This window comes from Herbiconiux sp. (assembly GCF_004297105.1).
Lineage (GTDB): Bacteria > Actinomycetota > Actinomycetes > Actinomycetales > Microbacteriaceae > Herbiconiux.
This window is the reverse complement of sequence record NZ_SCVE01000019.1, coordinates 55,318-69,733: the sequence shown is the minus strand read 5'-3', so window position 1 is coordinate 69,733 and position 14,416 is coordinate 55,318. Positions and strand designations below refer to the sequence as shown.

13 protein-coding genes are annotated in these 14,416 nt (G+C 69.7%); 8 read left to right on the top strand and 5 right to left on the bottom strand.

All coding sequences use genetic code 11. The features are described from left to right. Nucleotides 1-2 precede the first annotated feature (2 nt). From EPO52_RS15915 to EPO52_RS15905, 3 genes are all read right to left on the bottom strand, one after another. Complete coding sequence (locus EPO52_RS15915; protein ID WP_290808454.1) at nt 3-1,028, bottom strand: ABC transporter permease; 1,026 nt, start codon at nt 1,026-1,028, stop codon at nt 3-5. Between the two features lie 5 nt (nt 1,029-1,033). After that, nucleotides 1,034-2,542, bottom strand: coding sequence for a sugar ABC transporter ATP-binding protein (locus EPO52_RS15910; RefSeq protein ID WP_290808452.1), 1,509 nt, complete (start codon nt 2,540-2,542; stop codon nt 1,034-1,036). Nucleotides 2,543-2,628: 86 nt separating this feature from the next. After that, the gene (locus EPO52_RS15905) at nt 2,629-3,702 is read right to left on the bottom strand and encodes a sugar ABC transporter substrate-binding protein (protein WP_290808449.1); all 1,074 of its coding nucleotides are present in this window, start codon (nt 3,700-3,702) and stop codon (nt 2,629-2,631) included. Between the two features lie 251 nt (nt 3,703-3,953). Between EPO52_RS15905 and EPO52_RS15900 the strand changes: the two genes are divergently transcribed. From EPO52_RS15900 to EPO52_RS15885, 4 genes are all read left to right on the top strand, one after another. After that, nucleotides 3,954-4,793: a class II fructose-bisphosphate aldolase gene (locus tag EPO52_RS15900; protein WP_290808446.1), complete on the top strand. Its 840-nt coding sequence runs from the start codon at nt 3,954-3,956 to the stop codon at nt 4,791-4,793. 10 nt (nt 4,794-4,803) lie between these two features. After that, entirely contained in the window at nt 4,804-6,249 is a 1,446-nt protein-coding gene (locus tag EPO52_RS15895; protein ID WP_290808444.1) for an FGGY family carbohydrate kinase, read from the top strand. Beyond that, the gene (locus EPO52_RS15890) at nt 6,246-7,718 is read left to right on the top strand and encodes an FGGY family carbohydrate kinase (protein WP_290808441.1); all 1,473 of its coding nucleotides are present in this window, start codon (nt 6,246-6,248) and stop codon (nt 7,716-7,718) included. Before EPO52_RS15895 ends, EPO52_RS15890 begins: the two co-directional genes overlap by 4 nt. A gap of 64 nt (nt 7,719-7,782) precedes the next feature. Then, the gene (locus EPO52_RS15885; protein ID WP_290808438.1) at nt 7,783-9,243 is read left to right on the top strand and encodes an FGGY family carbohydrate kinase; all 1,461 of its coding nucleotides are present in this window, start codon (nt 7,783-7,785) and stop codon (nt 9,241-9,243) included. On the opposite strand, the gene EPO52_RS15880 is transcribed toward EPO52_RS15885, so the two are convergent. Beyond that, the gene (locus EPO52_RS15880; protein ID WP_290808435.1) at nt 9,183-9,935 is read right to left on the bottom strand and encodes a GntR family transcriptional regulator; all 753 of its coding nucleotides are present in this window, start codon (nt 9,933-9,935) and stop codon (nt 9,183-9,185) included. The two genes, EPO52_RS15885 and EPO52_RS15880, sit on opposite strands and share 61 nt — an antisense overlap. 288 nt (nt 9,936-10,223) lie before the next feature. Here EPO52_RS15880 and EPO52_RS15875 point away from each other — a divergent pair, with 288 nt between their 5' ends. The 3 genes from EPO52_RS15875 to EPO52_RS15865 all read left to right on the top strand — a co-directional run bounded on the left by EPO52_RS15875 (nt 10,224) and on the right by EPO52_RS15865 (nt 12,944). Then, nucleotides 10,224-10,481, top strand: coding sequence for a BatC protein (locus EPO52_RS15875; RefSeq protein WP_290808433.1), 258 nt, complete (start codon nt 10,224-10,226; stop codon nt 10,479-10,481). Continuing rightward, nucleotides 10,478-11,764, top strand: a complete 1,287-nt coding sequence (locus EPO52_RS15870) for a cupin domain-containing protein (RefSeq protein ID WP_290808430.1) — start codon at nt 10,478-10,480, stop codon at nt 11,762-11,764. Before EPO52_RS15875 ends, EPO52_RS15870 begins: the two co-directional genes overlap by 4 nt. Before the next feature lie 196 nt (nt 11,765-11,960). Then, entirely contained in the window at nt 11,961-12,944 is a 984-nt protein-coding gene (locus EPO52_RS15865) for a sucrase ferredoxin (RefSeq protein ID WP_290808427.1), read from the top strand. Nucleotides 12,945-13,097: 153 nt separating this feature from the next. Here EPO52_RS15865 and EPO52_RS15860 read toward each other — a convergent pair whose 3' ends face one another. Next, nucleotides 13,098-13,724, bottom strand: a complete 627-nt coding sequence (locus EPO52_RS15860) for an NAD(P)-binding domain-containing protein (protein ID WP_290808424.1) — start codon at nt 13,722-13,724, stop codon at nt 13,098-13,100. Nucleotides 13,725-13,824: 100 nt separating this feature from the next. Here EPO52_RS15860 and EPO52_RS15855 point away from each other — a divergent pair, with 100 nt between their 5' ends. After that, complete coding sequence (locus EPO52_RS15855; protein WP_290808421.1) at nt 13,825-14,304, top strand: MarR family winged helix-turn-helix transcriptional regulator; 480 nt, start codon at nt 13,825-13,827, stop codon at nt 14,302-14,304. The last annotated feature ends 112 nt before the right edge of the window (nt 14,305-14,416 follow it).

Sequence of the window (14,416 nt, the reverse complement as noted above, 5' to 3'; positions counted from 1 at the left end):
GGTCAGCGTAGGCCCGGCTTCGAGCCGAAGCGGCCCACCAGCAGGGCGATGAGGATGACGGCGCCGTAGACGGCGTTGATCCAGAAGGTCGGCACGCCGGCCAGCGTCAGCACGTTGGTGAGCGTACCGAGCAGCAGCACGCCCATCAGAGCGCCGATGATGCGACCCTGCCCACCGGTGAGCTGCACACCGCCGATCACGGCGGCGGCGAGGGCGCTGAAGATCATGTTCTCGCCCATACCGCTGGTGACGGATGCCAGCCGGCCGGCGAGCATCAGGCCGGCGAACGCGGCCAGGGTGCTGGCCGCCACGAAGGCCGTGATCAGCACGAAGTCCACCCGGATACCGGCGGCCTTGGCGGCGTCGGCGTTGCCGCCGATCGCGTACAGCGCGCGGCCCCACGAGGTGTAGCGCAGCACCAGACCGGCGATCACGAACAGGATGGCGGTGACCCAGATGGCGGCGGGGATGCCGGCCCAGCGCGCCGAGCCGATGTACCGGAACGCATCCGGCAGACCGGCAAGCGTCTTGCCCTGGCTGATGCCGAGCGTGATGCCGCGCAGGAGGATCAGCATCGCCAACGTGACGATGAACGGATCGAGCTTCACCTTCACCACCATGAAGCCGTTGAAGAGCCCGATCCCGGCACCGATCACCAGGGTGATCAGGATGGCCAGCAGCGGATCGATCTCGGTGCCCAGGCCGCCGACGGCCGCGGGGATGACCAGCCAGGCGGCCACCATGGGCGCGAGTCCGACGGTCGACTCGAGCGAGATGTCGAGCTTTCCGGTGAGCAGGATGAAGGTGAGCCCGATCACGACGATGCCGAGCTCGGCCGACTGGCGGAGGATCAGCGTGAGGTTCGCGGCCGACAGGAACGCGGGGCTCACCAGCGCGCCGACGACGATCACGATGGCGAGACCGGGCAGCACGCTGAGTTCGCGCACGTTCTGCACGACGGCGCCCAGGGCGCGGTTCTTCGGCACGGCGGAGCGCGACGACGGTGCGGTGGCGGTGGTGTTTGTCATGGTGTTCACTCCAGGCCTTCGATGGCTCTAACGATGTCTTCTTCGATCGGCTCCGAGAGCTCGGCGGCGATCCGCCCCTCTCGCATGATGAGGACGCGGGAGCTGACCAGGAGTTCCTCCACGTCGTCCGAGATGAGCACCACGGCCACGCCTTCGGCGAGCGCGCGGAGCATCAGGGCGTAGATCGCGTCTTTCGCGGCGATGTCGACGCCGGCGGTGGGCGAGATCAGCACGAGCACGCGCGGCTTGCGCGCGAGCGCGCGGGCCAGCACCACCTTCTGCTGATTGCCGCCGGAGAGCCCGGAGACCGCCAGAGCAGGGTTCGGCGGCACCAGGGCGACGTCGCTGATGAGCTGCTTCGAGATCGCGGTGCGGCGCCGGGGCGAGAACACGCCCGCGGGGGCGATCTGATCCATGATGCCCATGGTCATGTTCTCGGCCACGCTCAACTGGGGAACGTACCCGTCGCGGTGGCGGTCGGCGGGCACGAAGCCGATGCCGGCGCGCTGGCTGGTCTTGACGTTGCCCGTGGCGAGCTTCTCGCCGTCGACGAGGATGTCACCGTCCGACGACTTACGGAGCCCGGCGATGACCTCGCCGACCGAGTACTTGCCCGATCCACCACTGCCGCCGATGGCGATGAGCTCGCCCGGGGCCAGGTCGAACGAGATGCCGGTGAATGCTCCGCCCTTGTCGGTGACGCCTTTCAGCGACAGCGCCGGGGATCCGGCGAGGGAGATCGACTTGGTGTCGGCGCGGTGGCGCTGCTGCTCCTGGCCCGCCAGGAGGGCCTCGACGAGGTCGTCGGAGCGGATGTCGTCGCCGGTGCGCGACCACAGCAGCTTTCCGTCGCGGAGCACCGTGGCCGAGTCGCAGATGGCCGACACCTCGCGCAGGAAGTGCGAGACGAAGACGAAGGTCACACCCGACTGCTGCAGCTCCTGCACCTTGTCGAAGAGACGACGGATGGCGGCGCCCTCCAGCTGCACGGTGGGCTCATCGAGGAGCACGATACGGCTGCCGGCCTCGAGCGCTTTGGCGATCGTGAGCATCTGCCGCTCTTCGATCGGGGCGTCGGAGAGCAGGGTGCGGGGGTTCAGCTGGATGTTCCAGGCCGCCAGGATCCGCTCCGACTCGCTCTGCATGCGGCGCCAGGAGACCTTGACGCCGTCCGTCGGCAGCCGCCCCGCAAAGAGGTTCTCGGCCACCGTGAGGTTCGCGAACACCGAGGGGCGCTGGTAGACGCAGGCCACCTGGTGCTGCCAGGCCTTGGGGTCGGACGCCGCAGGAGCGGGTTCGCCGAAGAACCTCAGCGACCCGGTGTCGGGCTGCTCGAGCCCCGTGATCATCCTCAGCAGAGTGGATTTGCCCGCCCCGTTGCGCCCGATCAGGCCGTGCACCTGGCCGGGGAGGATCGAGACCGAGACGTCCTGCAGCGCCTTCGTGGCCCCATAGGTCTTGCTCACGCCATCGACCTGGATGGCGGGCACGATGCTCGGTGAAGTGGTGGTCATTGACGTCTCCGTCTCGGATCTCTCGTCCGGTCGTTCGGGTTGCGGGGCATTCGGGATGTGGGGGCCGCGCACGGCCCCCACACCGCCTACTTCGTGACGCCGAAGGCCTCGAGAGCGAACTCCTTGTTGCCCCACAGGTCGGGGTCGTCGACGTTCTCCGACGTGACGACCGGTGTCGGCAGCAGGTCGACGAGGTTGCCGTTGCGCTCCTCGATCACGCTTCCGTGGTCGGTCTCGCCGGCCTGGAAGGTCTCGCCGCTGATGGCCCGGGTGAGGTAGTCGACGCCGTAGTCGATGTAGTCGGTCATCGGCTGCGCCACGGCGGCATCGAGCCACCCGTCGCGGATGGCGGTCATCGCCATCGGGCTGGCATCGACCGACACCTGCACGACGTGTCCGGGCTGGCCCACGGGGATGAGCTTGCCGAGGGAGTCGAGCGTGTCGAGGATCGTCGGGAAGAACGTTGCATCGCTCTGATTGTAGATTCCGGCGATGTTGTCGTACTGGTTCATCGCCGTCTCGATGCCGGCCGCCGCCTTCGCGGGGTCCCACTCGGTGGCGACGTTCACGAGCTTCACGTCGGGGTACTTCTCGGCCATGCAGTCGTTGAAGCCGTTGGTGCGGTCGCGGCCGTTGGAGGTGACCGGGTCGCCGTCCAGCGTGATCACGGCATCGCCGGCCTTCACGCGGCTGCCCATCTCCTCGCAGGCGAGGGCGCCCATGTTGACGTTGTCGGCGCGCACGATCATGGCGATCTTGCCCGAGGCGGGTGCCTCGTCGATGGCGACGATCGGCACGCTCGAGTCGTTGGCGTACTCGATCGCCGGCACGATGGCATCCGCATCGCCGACCGAGATCACGAGGCCCTTTGCGCCCTTGTTGATGAGGGTCTGGATGTCGGTCAGCTGCTGCGATGCATCACGGTCGGCGTTGGTGGCCGGGATGGTGCCGTAGCCGAGCTCGGCGAAGCGCTCCATCGACCCCACGTTCTCGGCGTTCTGGAACGGGTCGGTGTGCGGCTGGGAGTAGCTGAGCAGTATGTCGGCCTTGTTGGTGTCAGCGCTGGTCGCGGTGGCTCCATCGCTGGAACACCCGGCGAGCAGTAGTGCGCTCGCGGTCAGGCCGGCAAGCACGACTCCCGTTTTGGCTGCGGTTCGCATTGCAGACTTCCTCTCTGAAGTGGCAGGACGTAGTAGGTCTCCGGCGGTGCGCCGGCGTTGTCCGAACAGTTCGTACGGATTGTACGTACGGAACATACATGGGCTCGACAGGGTTTGTAAAGCCGCCGATTCCGTGTCGCGGGACACGATTGACTGTTCTGTACGGACAGACTCGACAATACGGACGTTTTGCCGCTATCGTGGCCCCTCGAACGGCGCCTTGCGGGCGCTTCAGTGAAGGAGTGTTCACAATGGCTTTGGTCTCCGGCATCGACGTGATCGAGGAATGCACGTCGCGCGGCCTCGTGGCAGGTGCGTTCAACACCACCAACCTCGAGACGACGATGGGCATCATCGAGGCGGTGGAGCGCGTGGGAGTGCCCACCTTCATCCAGGTCGCGCCCACCAATGTGGCGCTCTCGGGCTACGAGTACATCTACGACATGGTCTCCCGCCGCCTCGCCACGGCGACGACCCCGGTGGCCCTGCACCTCGACCACGGCAAGACCATCCAGTCGGTGGAGGATGCGCTGGCCGCCCGGTTCACCTCGATCATGATCGACGACTCCGAGGCCTCCTACGACGACAACGTCGCCACCTCCTCGCGGGCACGCGAGCTCACCCCCCGTTCACTCGCGCTGGAAGCCGAGCTCGGCAGCATCGGCGGCAAGGAGGACGACGTGGCCCCCGAGTTCGCGGCCACCACCGACCCCGCACAGGTGGCGCACTTCGTCGAGACCGTGGGCGTCGACATGCTCGCCGTCTCCGTGGGCAACCAGCACGGCTATGTGCCGAACGCCAGCATCGACTTCGACCTCCTGGCCCAGGTGCGCGACGCCAGCCCCGTGCCGCTCGTGATCCACGGCGGATCGGGGCTGCCCGCCGAACAGCTCGGCCGCCTGCACGAGTTCAACGTGGTGAAGGTGAACGTGGCGAGCGATCTGCGCAACGCGATGATCCGGAGCTTCGGCGAGGCCTACATCGCGAACCCCAAAGAGGTGTCGCTCATCCGCGTCTCCACAGGGGCCGTGGCCGCCATCGCCGACGTGGTCGAGGCCCGCATCCGCACTCTCAACCCCTCCGTGGCGTAGGACGCCTCCGATGCTGCCGACGATCACGGTCGATGTGGGCACGACGAGCGTGAAGCTGTGCCTGTTCGACGCCGCGAGCACCCTCCAGGCCAGCGCCCGGGAGGACACGCCGACCGCCGCCGATGCCTGGGGTGAGGTCTACGACGTGGATGCCCTCGAGGCCGTCATCGCGGGATTCGTGCGGAGCCTCGAACCGGAGCAGCGCGCGGCGACGAAGCGGATCGCCCTCACCGGCGTGGGTGAGTCCGGCGGCCTGGTGCACGAGGATCTCTCCCTCGCCTCCCCGATGATCCTCTGGCACGACCATCGCGGCGCCGGACGGCTGGCCGGTCTCGACGCCGCGTCGCGGCAGGAGATCTACCGGGTGACCGGGCTCCCGGCCAACGCCAACTACGGCCTGTCGAAAGCGGCCTGGGCGGTGGCGCACGCGGGCACCGAAGCCGCCGGCGCACAGTGGTTGAACATCTCCGAATACCTTGCGGCCCGCATGACCGGCCAGCGCTGGTCGGAGTACTCGCTCGCCAGTCGCACCATGGCGCTCGACCTGGAGCGGCGCACCTGGTCTCGGGAGATCGCCGGGCTGCTCGAGGTCTCCGTGAACGTGTTCCCCGATCTCCGGAGCGCCGGCGAGGGATCCCCCCTCACGGCCTCCTTCGCCCGCGCGACCGGTCTCGGCACCGACGTCGAGGTGCACGTGGCGGGCCACGACCACATGGTCGGCGCTGCCGGCGCCGGTCTCGCTCGCGGCGAACTACTGAACTCCACGGGCACCACCGAGGGTCTCCTGTTCCTCGGTGACTCCCCCCGAACCGACGAGCACACCGAGCAGACGATGCTGGCCAATGGCATCTCGCCCACCGGAACCGACTACACGCTGTTCGCCTCCATCCCCACCGGCGGATCCGCCTTCGCCACGCTGCAGAGCATGCTCGGTCTCGATGCCGCGGCCCTCACGGCGACCGTCGAACGGGTGCACGCCCGCTACGTCGTCGGCGACCTCTCGGCGCATCGCGCCCCCCTGGTGCTGCCGCAGTTCCGCGGCAGCCCGCCTCCCACCAAGAACGCCGCGGCCCGCGGCATCATCGCGGGAATCGGCTCCGGTACCACCCTCGATGAGATCGTGTTGGGCACATTCCTCGGCATGGCGCTCCAGTTCCAGGACGTGCTGGCACTCTTCCCCGAGCGTCCCGAAGCCATCAAGGTGATCGGCCCCGCCGGCCGCAACCCCCTCTGGCTCCAGCTCAAAGCCGATCTCCTGGGTGCCCCGTTGAGCGTCTCCCTCCTTCCCGAGGTGGTCTCCGTCGGCGCTCAGGCCCTCGCCTCCGGGCAACGGCGGTCGTGGGAGCAGTGCTCGCCCGAGGAGGTCGCACCCGATGCCGGGCGCACCGCGGTGCTCGCCGCCTGGCACGACGACATCCGTCCCCTCTGGGACACCCTGAAAGGAGCCGGTCGATGACGCTGGTGGCCGGTATCGATTCCTCCACCCAGGCCTGCAAGGTGACGGTGCGCGATCTCGCCACCGGCCGCGCCGTGCGCGAGGGCAAGGCCTCGCACCCGCCGCAGACCATCGTCGACCCCGAGGTGTGGTGGCACGCTCTGCTCACCGCCGTCGAGCGCGCCGGCGGGCTCGACGACGTCTCGGCCGTCTCGGTGAGCGGGCAGCAGCACACCCCGGTGTTCCTCGACGCCGCCGGGAACGTGGTGTGCGACTCCCCGCTCTGGAACGACACCGGATCGCACGCCGCGATGGTGGCACTGAACGACGAGCTCGGGCGCGAGGAGTGGATCCGGCTCACCGGCATCCCCCTCACCCTCTCCGACACCGCGCCGAAGCTTCGCTGGCTGCGCGATGTCGACCCGGCGTCCGCGGCGAAGACCGAGGCCGTGGCCGTGGTGCACGACTGGCTCACCTGGCGGCTGATGGGCAACGCCCCGCAGGCCGGACGCCTCGACGAGCTCGTGACCGACCGCTCCGAGGCCTCGGGCACCGCGTACTGGTCGCCCGAGACCGGCGAGTACACGATGGATCTGTTCGAGCTCGCCTTCGGCAAGAGGGCCCTGTTGCCGCGCATCCTCGGGCCGTTCGACCAGGCCGGAGTGACGGGACACGGCATCCCGGGCATCCCGGCCGGCATCCCGGTCGGCGTGGGCAGCGGCGACAACGCGGCCGCCGCCCTCGCGCTGGGGCTCGCAGAAGGCGACGCAGTGCTCTCGCTGGGAACCTCGGGCGTCGTGTACGCGCGGTCGGCGCATCCGGTGCACGACTTCGACGGTTACGTGTGCAACTACGCCGACGCCACCGGCGACCATCTGCCCCTCGTGGCGACGCTGAACGCGGCCCGCAACTTCGAGCTCGGCGCCTCCCTTCTGGGCTGCACGCTCGCAGAGCTCTCGGAGCTCGCCCTGCAGGCCCGGCCCGGATCGGACGGACTCACCCTCCTGCCCTACTTCGTGGGCGAACGCACTCCCGATCTGCCGCACGAGCGCGGTTCGCTGCTGAACGCCTCGCTCGAGAACTTCACCCGGCCGAACTTCGCGCGCTCGGTGATCGAGGGCACCCTCGCCAGCCAGGTGGCCATGCTGGGGAACCTGTCGGCCTGCGATGTGCCGGTGGGGCGGCTGCTGCTCATCGGCGGGGCGGCCGAGAGTCCGGCGGTGCAACGCATCCTCGCCCAGATGGTCTCGCTGCCGGTGACGGTGCCGGCCGCCGACGAGTACGTGGCGAAGGGATCCGCCATGCAGGCGGCTTGCGCCTTGACCGGCTCGTTCCCGTCCTGGGAGGTCACGGTGGAGGAGTTGGCGCGACCGCCGTTCGAGCCTCGTATCGCCGAACAGCACGAGGCCGCGAAGACGTCGCTCGGGTACCCGTCGACCCCTGGTGCGGCGGCGGTTCGCCCGGCCCGCGCACTGTCGCCCACCCCCTGACTCCGCTCGCCGCCGCACGCCAGTAGGATCACTACGGCCCCGGAATCGCGCGGAGGGAGAGGCTGTGAGCACCCTCAGAACTCCCGTCGCGTGCGGTGTCGACATCGGCAGCACCAACGCCAAGGTGGTGGCGCTCGACCGCGAGGGCACCGTGGTGGCGCGCGCCGTACGGCGCACCCCTCGCGATGCCGAAGGGCTCTGGATCGACGCGGATGCCCTCTTCGCGGCGGTCGAGGAGATGGTGCTCGAGGTGTGCGGGCAGCGCTTCGAGGTGCACGCGATCTGTTCCGCCGGAGTGGGCGAAGACGGCGTGCTCGTGGATGCGGCGCTCTATCCGCTCACCAAAGCACTGGCCTGGTTCGACCCCCGGCGCAACCGTATCTACCGCACGTTCGAGCCCCAGCTCGTGGCAGACGGGGAGTTCGACACCGCCGCGGATCCGGTGCGCACGCTGGTGGGCTGGAGCTGGGCCCGCCGCCAGCCGGGTGCCGATTCGGCGGCGAGCTGGGTGGCGCTCAGCGACCTCGCCGGTGTGCGCTGGAGTGGTCGGCCGTTCCTCAGCGACACGTTGGCTTCCCGCACGGGGGCATGGCGCTCGCGCGACCGCGCCTGGGCCGACGAGCGGGTTGCGCTCACCCTGGGCACGTCCTCTCTTCTTCCGCCGGTCGTGAGCACCGGCGAGCCCGTGGGTGCACTCGACTCCGCCGTGCTGCGAGCGGCCGGACTACTGGCGGCCGACGCGATGGTCGTGGCCGGTGGGCACGACCATCCGATCGGGGGCTGGGGCGTCGACCAACTGGTGCCGGGAGCGGTGCTGGACTCGATGGGCACCGCCGAGGTGGTGGTGGCTCAGTCGCCTCGGCCCGTGGCCGGTCGGCGCGAGGGCATCGATGTCGCACCCGGCATCCGGTCGGCAGGCGCCACACTGCTCCGGGTGGAGGAACTCAGTCGCAACGTGGAGTGGGCGGCCCAGGACCCGGCCGTGGCACGGCAGCTGAGGGCGCTGCTCGAGGGAGGTGCGGCGCCGGTTCCCGTGCTGGAAGACGGATTCTTCGTACCGGGCAGCAGAGGCGGCGGCCGGCCGATGTACGCGCTCGATGCCCCGCGCGATCCGCTGGCACGGGCCTCGGCGGTGCTCGGGGCGCTGGCATGCGCGGGGAGGGACGCTGTGGATGCCGTGCGGGCGGCCCTCGTGGGCGGGCTCGACGCGGTGGGATCGACCGCCGGAACTCCCGGCGGCGGGACGAGTGCCCCCGCCCTCGACGCCCGCGCGGGTGCCGGCAGCGAGGTGCGCCTGGCCGGCGGCTGGGTGCGCTCCCCCGGCTGGGTCGAGATCAAGACCGCCGTGAACGGATACCGCACCGCAGCCATCCTCGAGCCCGAGGTCACGGCCGTGGGCGCGGCGCTCCTGGCGGCGAAGGCGCGAGGCTGGGAGCCGGATCCGGCGCGAGCGCTCGGCGGCACTCAGCTCGCGGCGACGTTCACCTCGAGTGGCACCACGTCGGTGAGCACCCAGGTCTCGTAGTAGTCGAACCGGGTCGCCTCGTGGTCCCACGACAGCGACCCGACTCTCAGAATGGGCTCGTCGTTGTCCACGCCGAGAGCATCGGCGATCTCGGGCGGGGTGCGCAGCGCATGCACGACGCGGCGGGCACCCGCCGTGACGTACCCGGCACCGCGCAGGGCCTGGTTGACGGATCCGGAGCCGTCGAGAACATCCGCCGCCTTGGAGACCACCTCGCCGCTGGGGCCGGGGAACCAGTTCGTGCTGTACATCGCCGGCTTTCCCTCGCGGGAACGCACCCGCACGAGTTCGAACACCTTCTCAGCGGCGCCCGTGTCGAGCAGTTGGGAGACATGCTCGGGCGGAACCACGAACTGGGCCCGCAGCACCGCCGTCTCGATCCCGACCTGGCCGTGCTGGATCTGAGATTCGAGGAAGCCCTGCGGGTCTTGGATGGTCCATCCCGACGACTCCGAGGGTTTCGCCGCGAAGACGCCCCGCCGTGGCACGCGGCGCGCGTACCCCTCGCTCTCGAGCTTCAGGAAGGTCTGCCGAACCGTGGCACGGGACAAACCGTACTCGCGACACAACTCGAGCTCGCTGGGCAGTCTCTCGCCGTCGTCGAACTCCCCTGCCATGACCTGCTCGCGCAGAATCGCGAACAGCTGCTCGTAATAGGGAACCTCAGAGTCCCTCTCAATCGCCTGGACCAAGACCCTCCCTCGACTGCGTCATCACCCGATCCTGCCATGCGTATGGACAGACTAGACAACAGTGGTCCCGTGTCCGGCGGAAATCAAGACCTCCCGCATGCGCCTGCCGTCGGATGGGCCTTCGGAGGGCTGGTTCGTCGACACCTATCACGTCACATCGCGAGCCGACAAGTCTCCAACCGGGTCCCACCGCGGTGTCTATCCGTGACGCCAGGAGGATGCGCGACGTCGGATGCCGGGCGTACGCTTCGAGCGACGGCACCATGCCGCCGGTGAGAGGAGATCCAGATGGCAATCGACGACGACGACATCACGACCGACGCGGCAGCGGGCGGAGAGGGAACCGCTGACGGCGGCGCGAACCCGGGCGGGCACGACGGCGGAGCCGACGGCTCGGCTGCGGGCGGCGAAGGTCCGGCCGACGGCGGCGCGAACCCCGACGGCCACGACGGCGGAGCCGACGGCTCGGCCGACGAGGGAGAGGGCACCGCCGATGGCGGCGCCAACCCCGACGGCCACGACGGCGGGGCCGACGGCTCGGCGTGACGAGCGTCTTCGAGCGCGGGCCGGTCGCCCGGCCCGCGCTCTCCCGTTGCATCTCGGTGGCTCCGGCGGAGTTCGACCGGGAGTTCTGGGGCCGCGGTCCCCTCCTGTCGCGAGCGGAGACACTGCCCGAGTCGTTCGACGACCTGATCACCGAAGCCGCGGTCGACGAACTGGTGAGCGAGCGCGGACTGCGCACCCCGTTCATCCGCATGGCTCACGAGGGCTCCGTGCTCTCGCCTGCTGCGTACACCGCTCCCGGCGGATTCGGTGCCGAGGTCGGCGACCAGGTGAGCTCCGAGAAGGTTCTCGCCGAGTTCGCCGCGGGCGCCACGATCGTGCTCCAGGGCCTGCATCGCACCTGGCCGCCACTGATCGACTTCACCCGGCGTCTGGTCGACGACCTCGGGCATCCGATCCAGGTGAACGCCTACATCACCCCCGCCTCGTCACGCGGGTTCGACCCGCATTACGACGTGCACGACGTGTTCGTGCTTCAGATCGCCGGTGAGAAGCACTGGCGCATCCACGCCCCTGTCCACCCCGATCCCCTGCGTGACCAGCCCTGGGGCGATCATCGCGACGCCGTGGCCGAGGCCGCCACACACGAGCCCGTCATCGACGCGGTGTTCCGCCCCGGCGACGCGCTCTATCTCCCGCGCGGCTGGATCCACTCGGCCGAGGCCCTCGGGGGTACCAGCGTGCACCTCACCATCGGCGTGGCCGCCTACACGCGGGCCGACGTGGTCCAGGCGCTGATCGCCTCGCTCAGCGATGTCGCCGCGCTGCGCTCCTCGCTCCCCGCCGGCCTCGACTTCTCCGACCCTGAGGCGCTTCGCCCGGTGGTCGACGAGACACTGGCCGCGATGCAGGAGGCGTTCGGTGCCCTGTCCGGCCAGACCTCGGGCGGTGCCGGCGCTCTTCCCTCGACGGATGCGGCCGTCACCGTCTCGCAGCGCCTCGCCTCGCGGTTCGCCTCCGCCACGCGGCCCGAACCGGTGTCGCCCCTGGCGACGGTCGACTTCATCGCGGCCCTGGATGCGGGCTCCCGCGTGCGGTGGCGCGGCTCACTGCACGCCTCGGTCGAGCTCTCCACCGATGGTGATTCGGTGCGCATCCGCACGTCGACGAAGACCGTCTCCCTGCCCGCCGAGGCCGCCGACGCCGTGCGCCGCCTGCACGACGGCGGCGTGGTGGCACTCGCCGACCTCCCGGGCCTCGACCTCGCCAGCGCGATCGTCGTGGCGCGCCGCCTGCTGCGCGAGGGCATCCTGGTTCCGGCGTGATCACGACGCATCCTCGCGGAACGGAGGAGCCTCGCCCGCTCGCACGACACGGAGGAGTCACGGCAGGAATCCGTCTCGGAACTCCTCCGACTCAGGCGAGGGGCACTCTGGAGTCTCGCCGGTTTGCGCGCGATGGAGAGAACCCCGCTGGATGCCGGTTGGCCACCCGCCCTCTGTGCGCGCACGGTGGGGCGCGGTGAGCGCCAGCCGACTGCCCTCCACGGGCGCTCCCTCGCCAGGCGAGGCCGAGACGGGCGAGGCGCCGGAGTGGCTGCCGTGCAGCGATCGGTCGCGCGAGCGCGACGATCCGCTCGCGGCCACAGGGGGGCGGGGGCTTCAGTGGTTCCTCGTCGAGTACGAAGGCGCGTGGGGTACGCGCGCCCTGCTCGACCCGCCCTTCGACGTCGAGCTGGGCGCCGCTCTGGTGAAGCGCATCGAGAGCGCCGGCATGCGCCCGCTCGCCATCCGCCGCACCGGTCGTCACCCTGAGCGCGTCGACCGCCCGGGCGGCGCGCGGGGAACCCAGCAGCGCTGGCGCTGGGCGTTCGTCGACTCACGACCCGGCCACGAGACCGTTCGGTGGGGCGAGGTGGCCGACCCGCACGACCTCCTCGACGTGCCGCTCGACGGCAGCTCGGGAGCCGCATCCGACCAACCGCTCTTCGCCGTGTGCGCACATGCTCGGCACGACCAGTGCTGCGCCGTGCGCGGGCGCCAGGTGGTGGCGCGCCTCGCCGAGGCCTACCCCGAAGAGACCTGGGAGTGCTCGCACCTCGGCGGCGACCGCTTCGCCGGAACCATGGTGCTCTTCCCGCACGGCCTCTACTACGGGCGAGTGGATGACGGCGATGCCGCCCGCATCGCCGAGAGCTATCTCGACGGGCGGGTCGAGGAGGAGTGGTTCCGGGGGCGGAGTTCGCTGACGCATCCGGTGCAGGCCGCTCAGCATTTCGCGCGCGAACGGTTCGGTGACACGCGTATCGAGGCGTATGCGCCGCTCGATGAGGCCTGGCACGACGGCGGCGAGGGCCACGCCCGCTGGACGGTGCGACTGCACGACGATGAAGGAACGATCACGGTCGACCTCACCGAGGCGCTCTCCGATCCGCTCCTCTCCACCTGTGCGGCGACGCGGCCGGGCCGCGTGCGCCAGTGGCAGCTCCTCACCCTCGCCCGCTGACCCCCTCCCAGATCCGTCAGTATTTGTTCAAATGCGCGCATTCTCGAACAAAAAGTGACGAACCCGCGCACCCCCACCCTGCAGATCCGTCAGAATCTGTTCGAAACTGGGCGGATTTGAGCAAAAAGTGACGGATCTGGGAGGGAGGGAGGGTCAGATGAGGGCGAAGCCGCCCGTCCAGGCGATCTTCTCCTGCGCTGCGAGCGTGAGCTGGAGGAAGCCGAGCGCCTCGGCCTCGCGAGCCCGCGACAGGGCGCCGGCGTCGACGGCGCGGAGGCCGCCATCCGTCACGATCGCAGCGAGCGCCGCCTTCGCCGCTGCATCGTCGCCCGCGATCAGCACCGTCGTCGGCTGCGCGTCGCCGACCGAACCGCTCGCGAGCGTCGAGGCGAACGTCGTGTTGAAGGCCTTGAGCACGCGGGCCCCCGGCACGGCCGCGGCGATCTCGGCGGCGGCCGATCCGTCGGCGGGCACCACGAGCGAGTCGAACGTCGAGAAGTCGAGGGGGTTCGTGATGTCGACGAGAACGCTCCCGTTCAGGCGGCCCTCATACGCGGCGAGCAGGTCGGCCACGGCCGGGTACGGCACGGCGAGAACCACGATCTCGCTGGCGAGATCGTCTCCGACGGTTCCGGATGTCGCGCCCTCGAGCGGCCCGGCGACCGCCGCTGCGGCATCCGCATCGCGTGCGAGCACCTGCACACTGCGGCCTCCCTTGGCGGCGAGCGCCGCGATGGCTCCCGCCATGGACCCGGCGCCGATGATGGTGATGTCTGACATGGTGACTCCTGCTCTCCGATGATTTTAGTTGTTGCTACAACTAATAATCAGAACACTACGCCGCTTTAGTTGTATCTACAAGTGACTTAGACTGGAGGCCATGGAGAACACGCGCTGGCTGACCCCCGAGCAGCTCAGGGCGTGGATCCGGCTCGAGGCCGTGGTGGAGTTGCTGCCCACCGTTCTCGACTCACAGCTGCAGCGCGACGCGCAGCTCACCCACTTCGAGTACCTCGTGATGGCCAAGCTCTCCGAGAGCCCCGAGCGCCTCTTGCGGATGACGGCACTCGCCGCCACGACGAACTCCACGCTCCCCCGTCTCTCGCACGTCGTCAGCCGCCTCGAGGCACGCGGCTACGTGGAACGGGTGCCGTGCCCCGGAGACCGGCGCGCCACCAATGCGCACCTGACGGAGGCGGGCTGGCAGAAGGTCGTCGCCACCGCCCCGGGTCACGTCGAGAACGTGCGTGCCCACGTGATCGACGTGCTCAGCGACGAGCAGCTCCGCCAGCTCGACGACATCATGCAGGCGATGCTGCAGAAGCTTGATCCCGAGAACACTCTTCGCCGCTTGCCCTGACGTCCCCCGATCGGGCGACAGCACGGCGGCACCGGGCGAGATCCCCGGAATCACGCGGATTCAAACCGTCACACGCCCGAAACAAGCCCGCCATGACACATCCCTAGATTGA

Bases quoted from the DNA above. Each gene is read 5' to 3' on its own strand.
- EPO52_RS15900 (WP_290808446.1), top strand. From the start codon at position 3,954: ATGGCTTTGGTCTCCGGCATCGACGTGATCGAGGAATGCACGTCGCGC.
- EPO52_RS15855 (WP_290808421.1), top strand. From the start codon at position 13,825: ATGGAGAACACGCGCTGGCTGACCCCCGAGCAGCTCAGGGCGTGGATC.
- EPO52_RS15895 (WP_290808444.1), top strand. From the start codon at position 4,804: ATGCTGCCGACGATCACGGTCGATGTGGGCACGACGAGCGTGAAGCTG.
- EPO52_RS15915 (WP_290808454.1), bottom strand. From the start codon at position 1,028: ATGACAAACACCACCGCCACCGCACCGTCGTCGCGCTCCGCCGTGCCG.
- EPO52_RS15890 (WP_290808441.1), top strand. From the start codon at position 6,246: ATGACGCTGGTGGCCGGTATCGATTCCTCCACCCAGGCCTGCAAGGTG.
- EPO52_RS15860 (WP_290808424.1), bottom strand. From the start codon at position 13,724: ATGTCAGACATCACCATCATCGGCGCCGGGTCCATGGCGGGAGCCATC.
- EPO52_RS15910 (WP_290808452.1), bottom strand. From the start codon at position 2,542: ATGACCACCACTTCACCGAGCATCGTGCCCGCCATCCAGGTCGATGGC.
- EPO52_RS15905 (WP_290808449.1), bottom strand. From the start codon at position 3,702: ATGCGAACCGCAGCCAAAACGGGAGTCGTGCTTGCCGGCCTGACCGCG.
- EPO52_RS15875 (WP_290808433.1), top strand. From the start codon at position 10,224: ATGGCAATCGACGACGACGACATCACGACCGACGCGGCAGCGGGCGGA.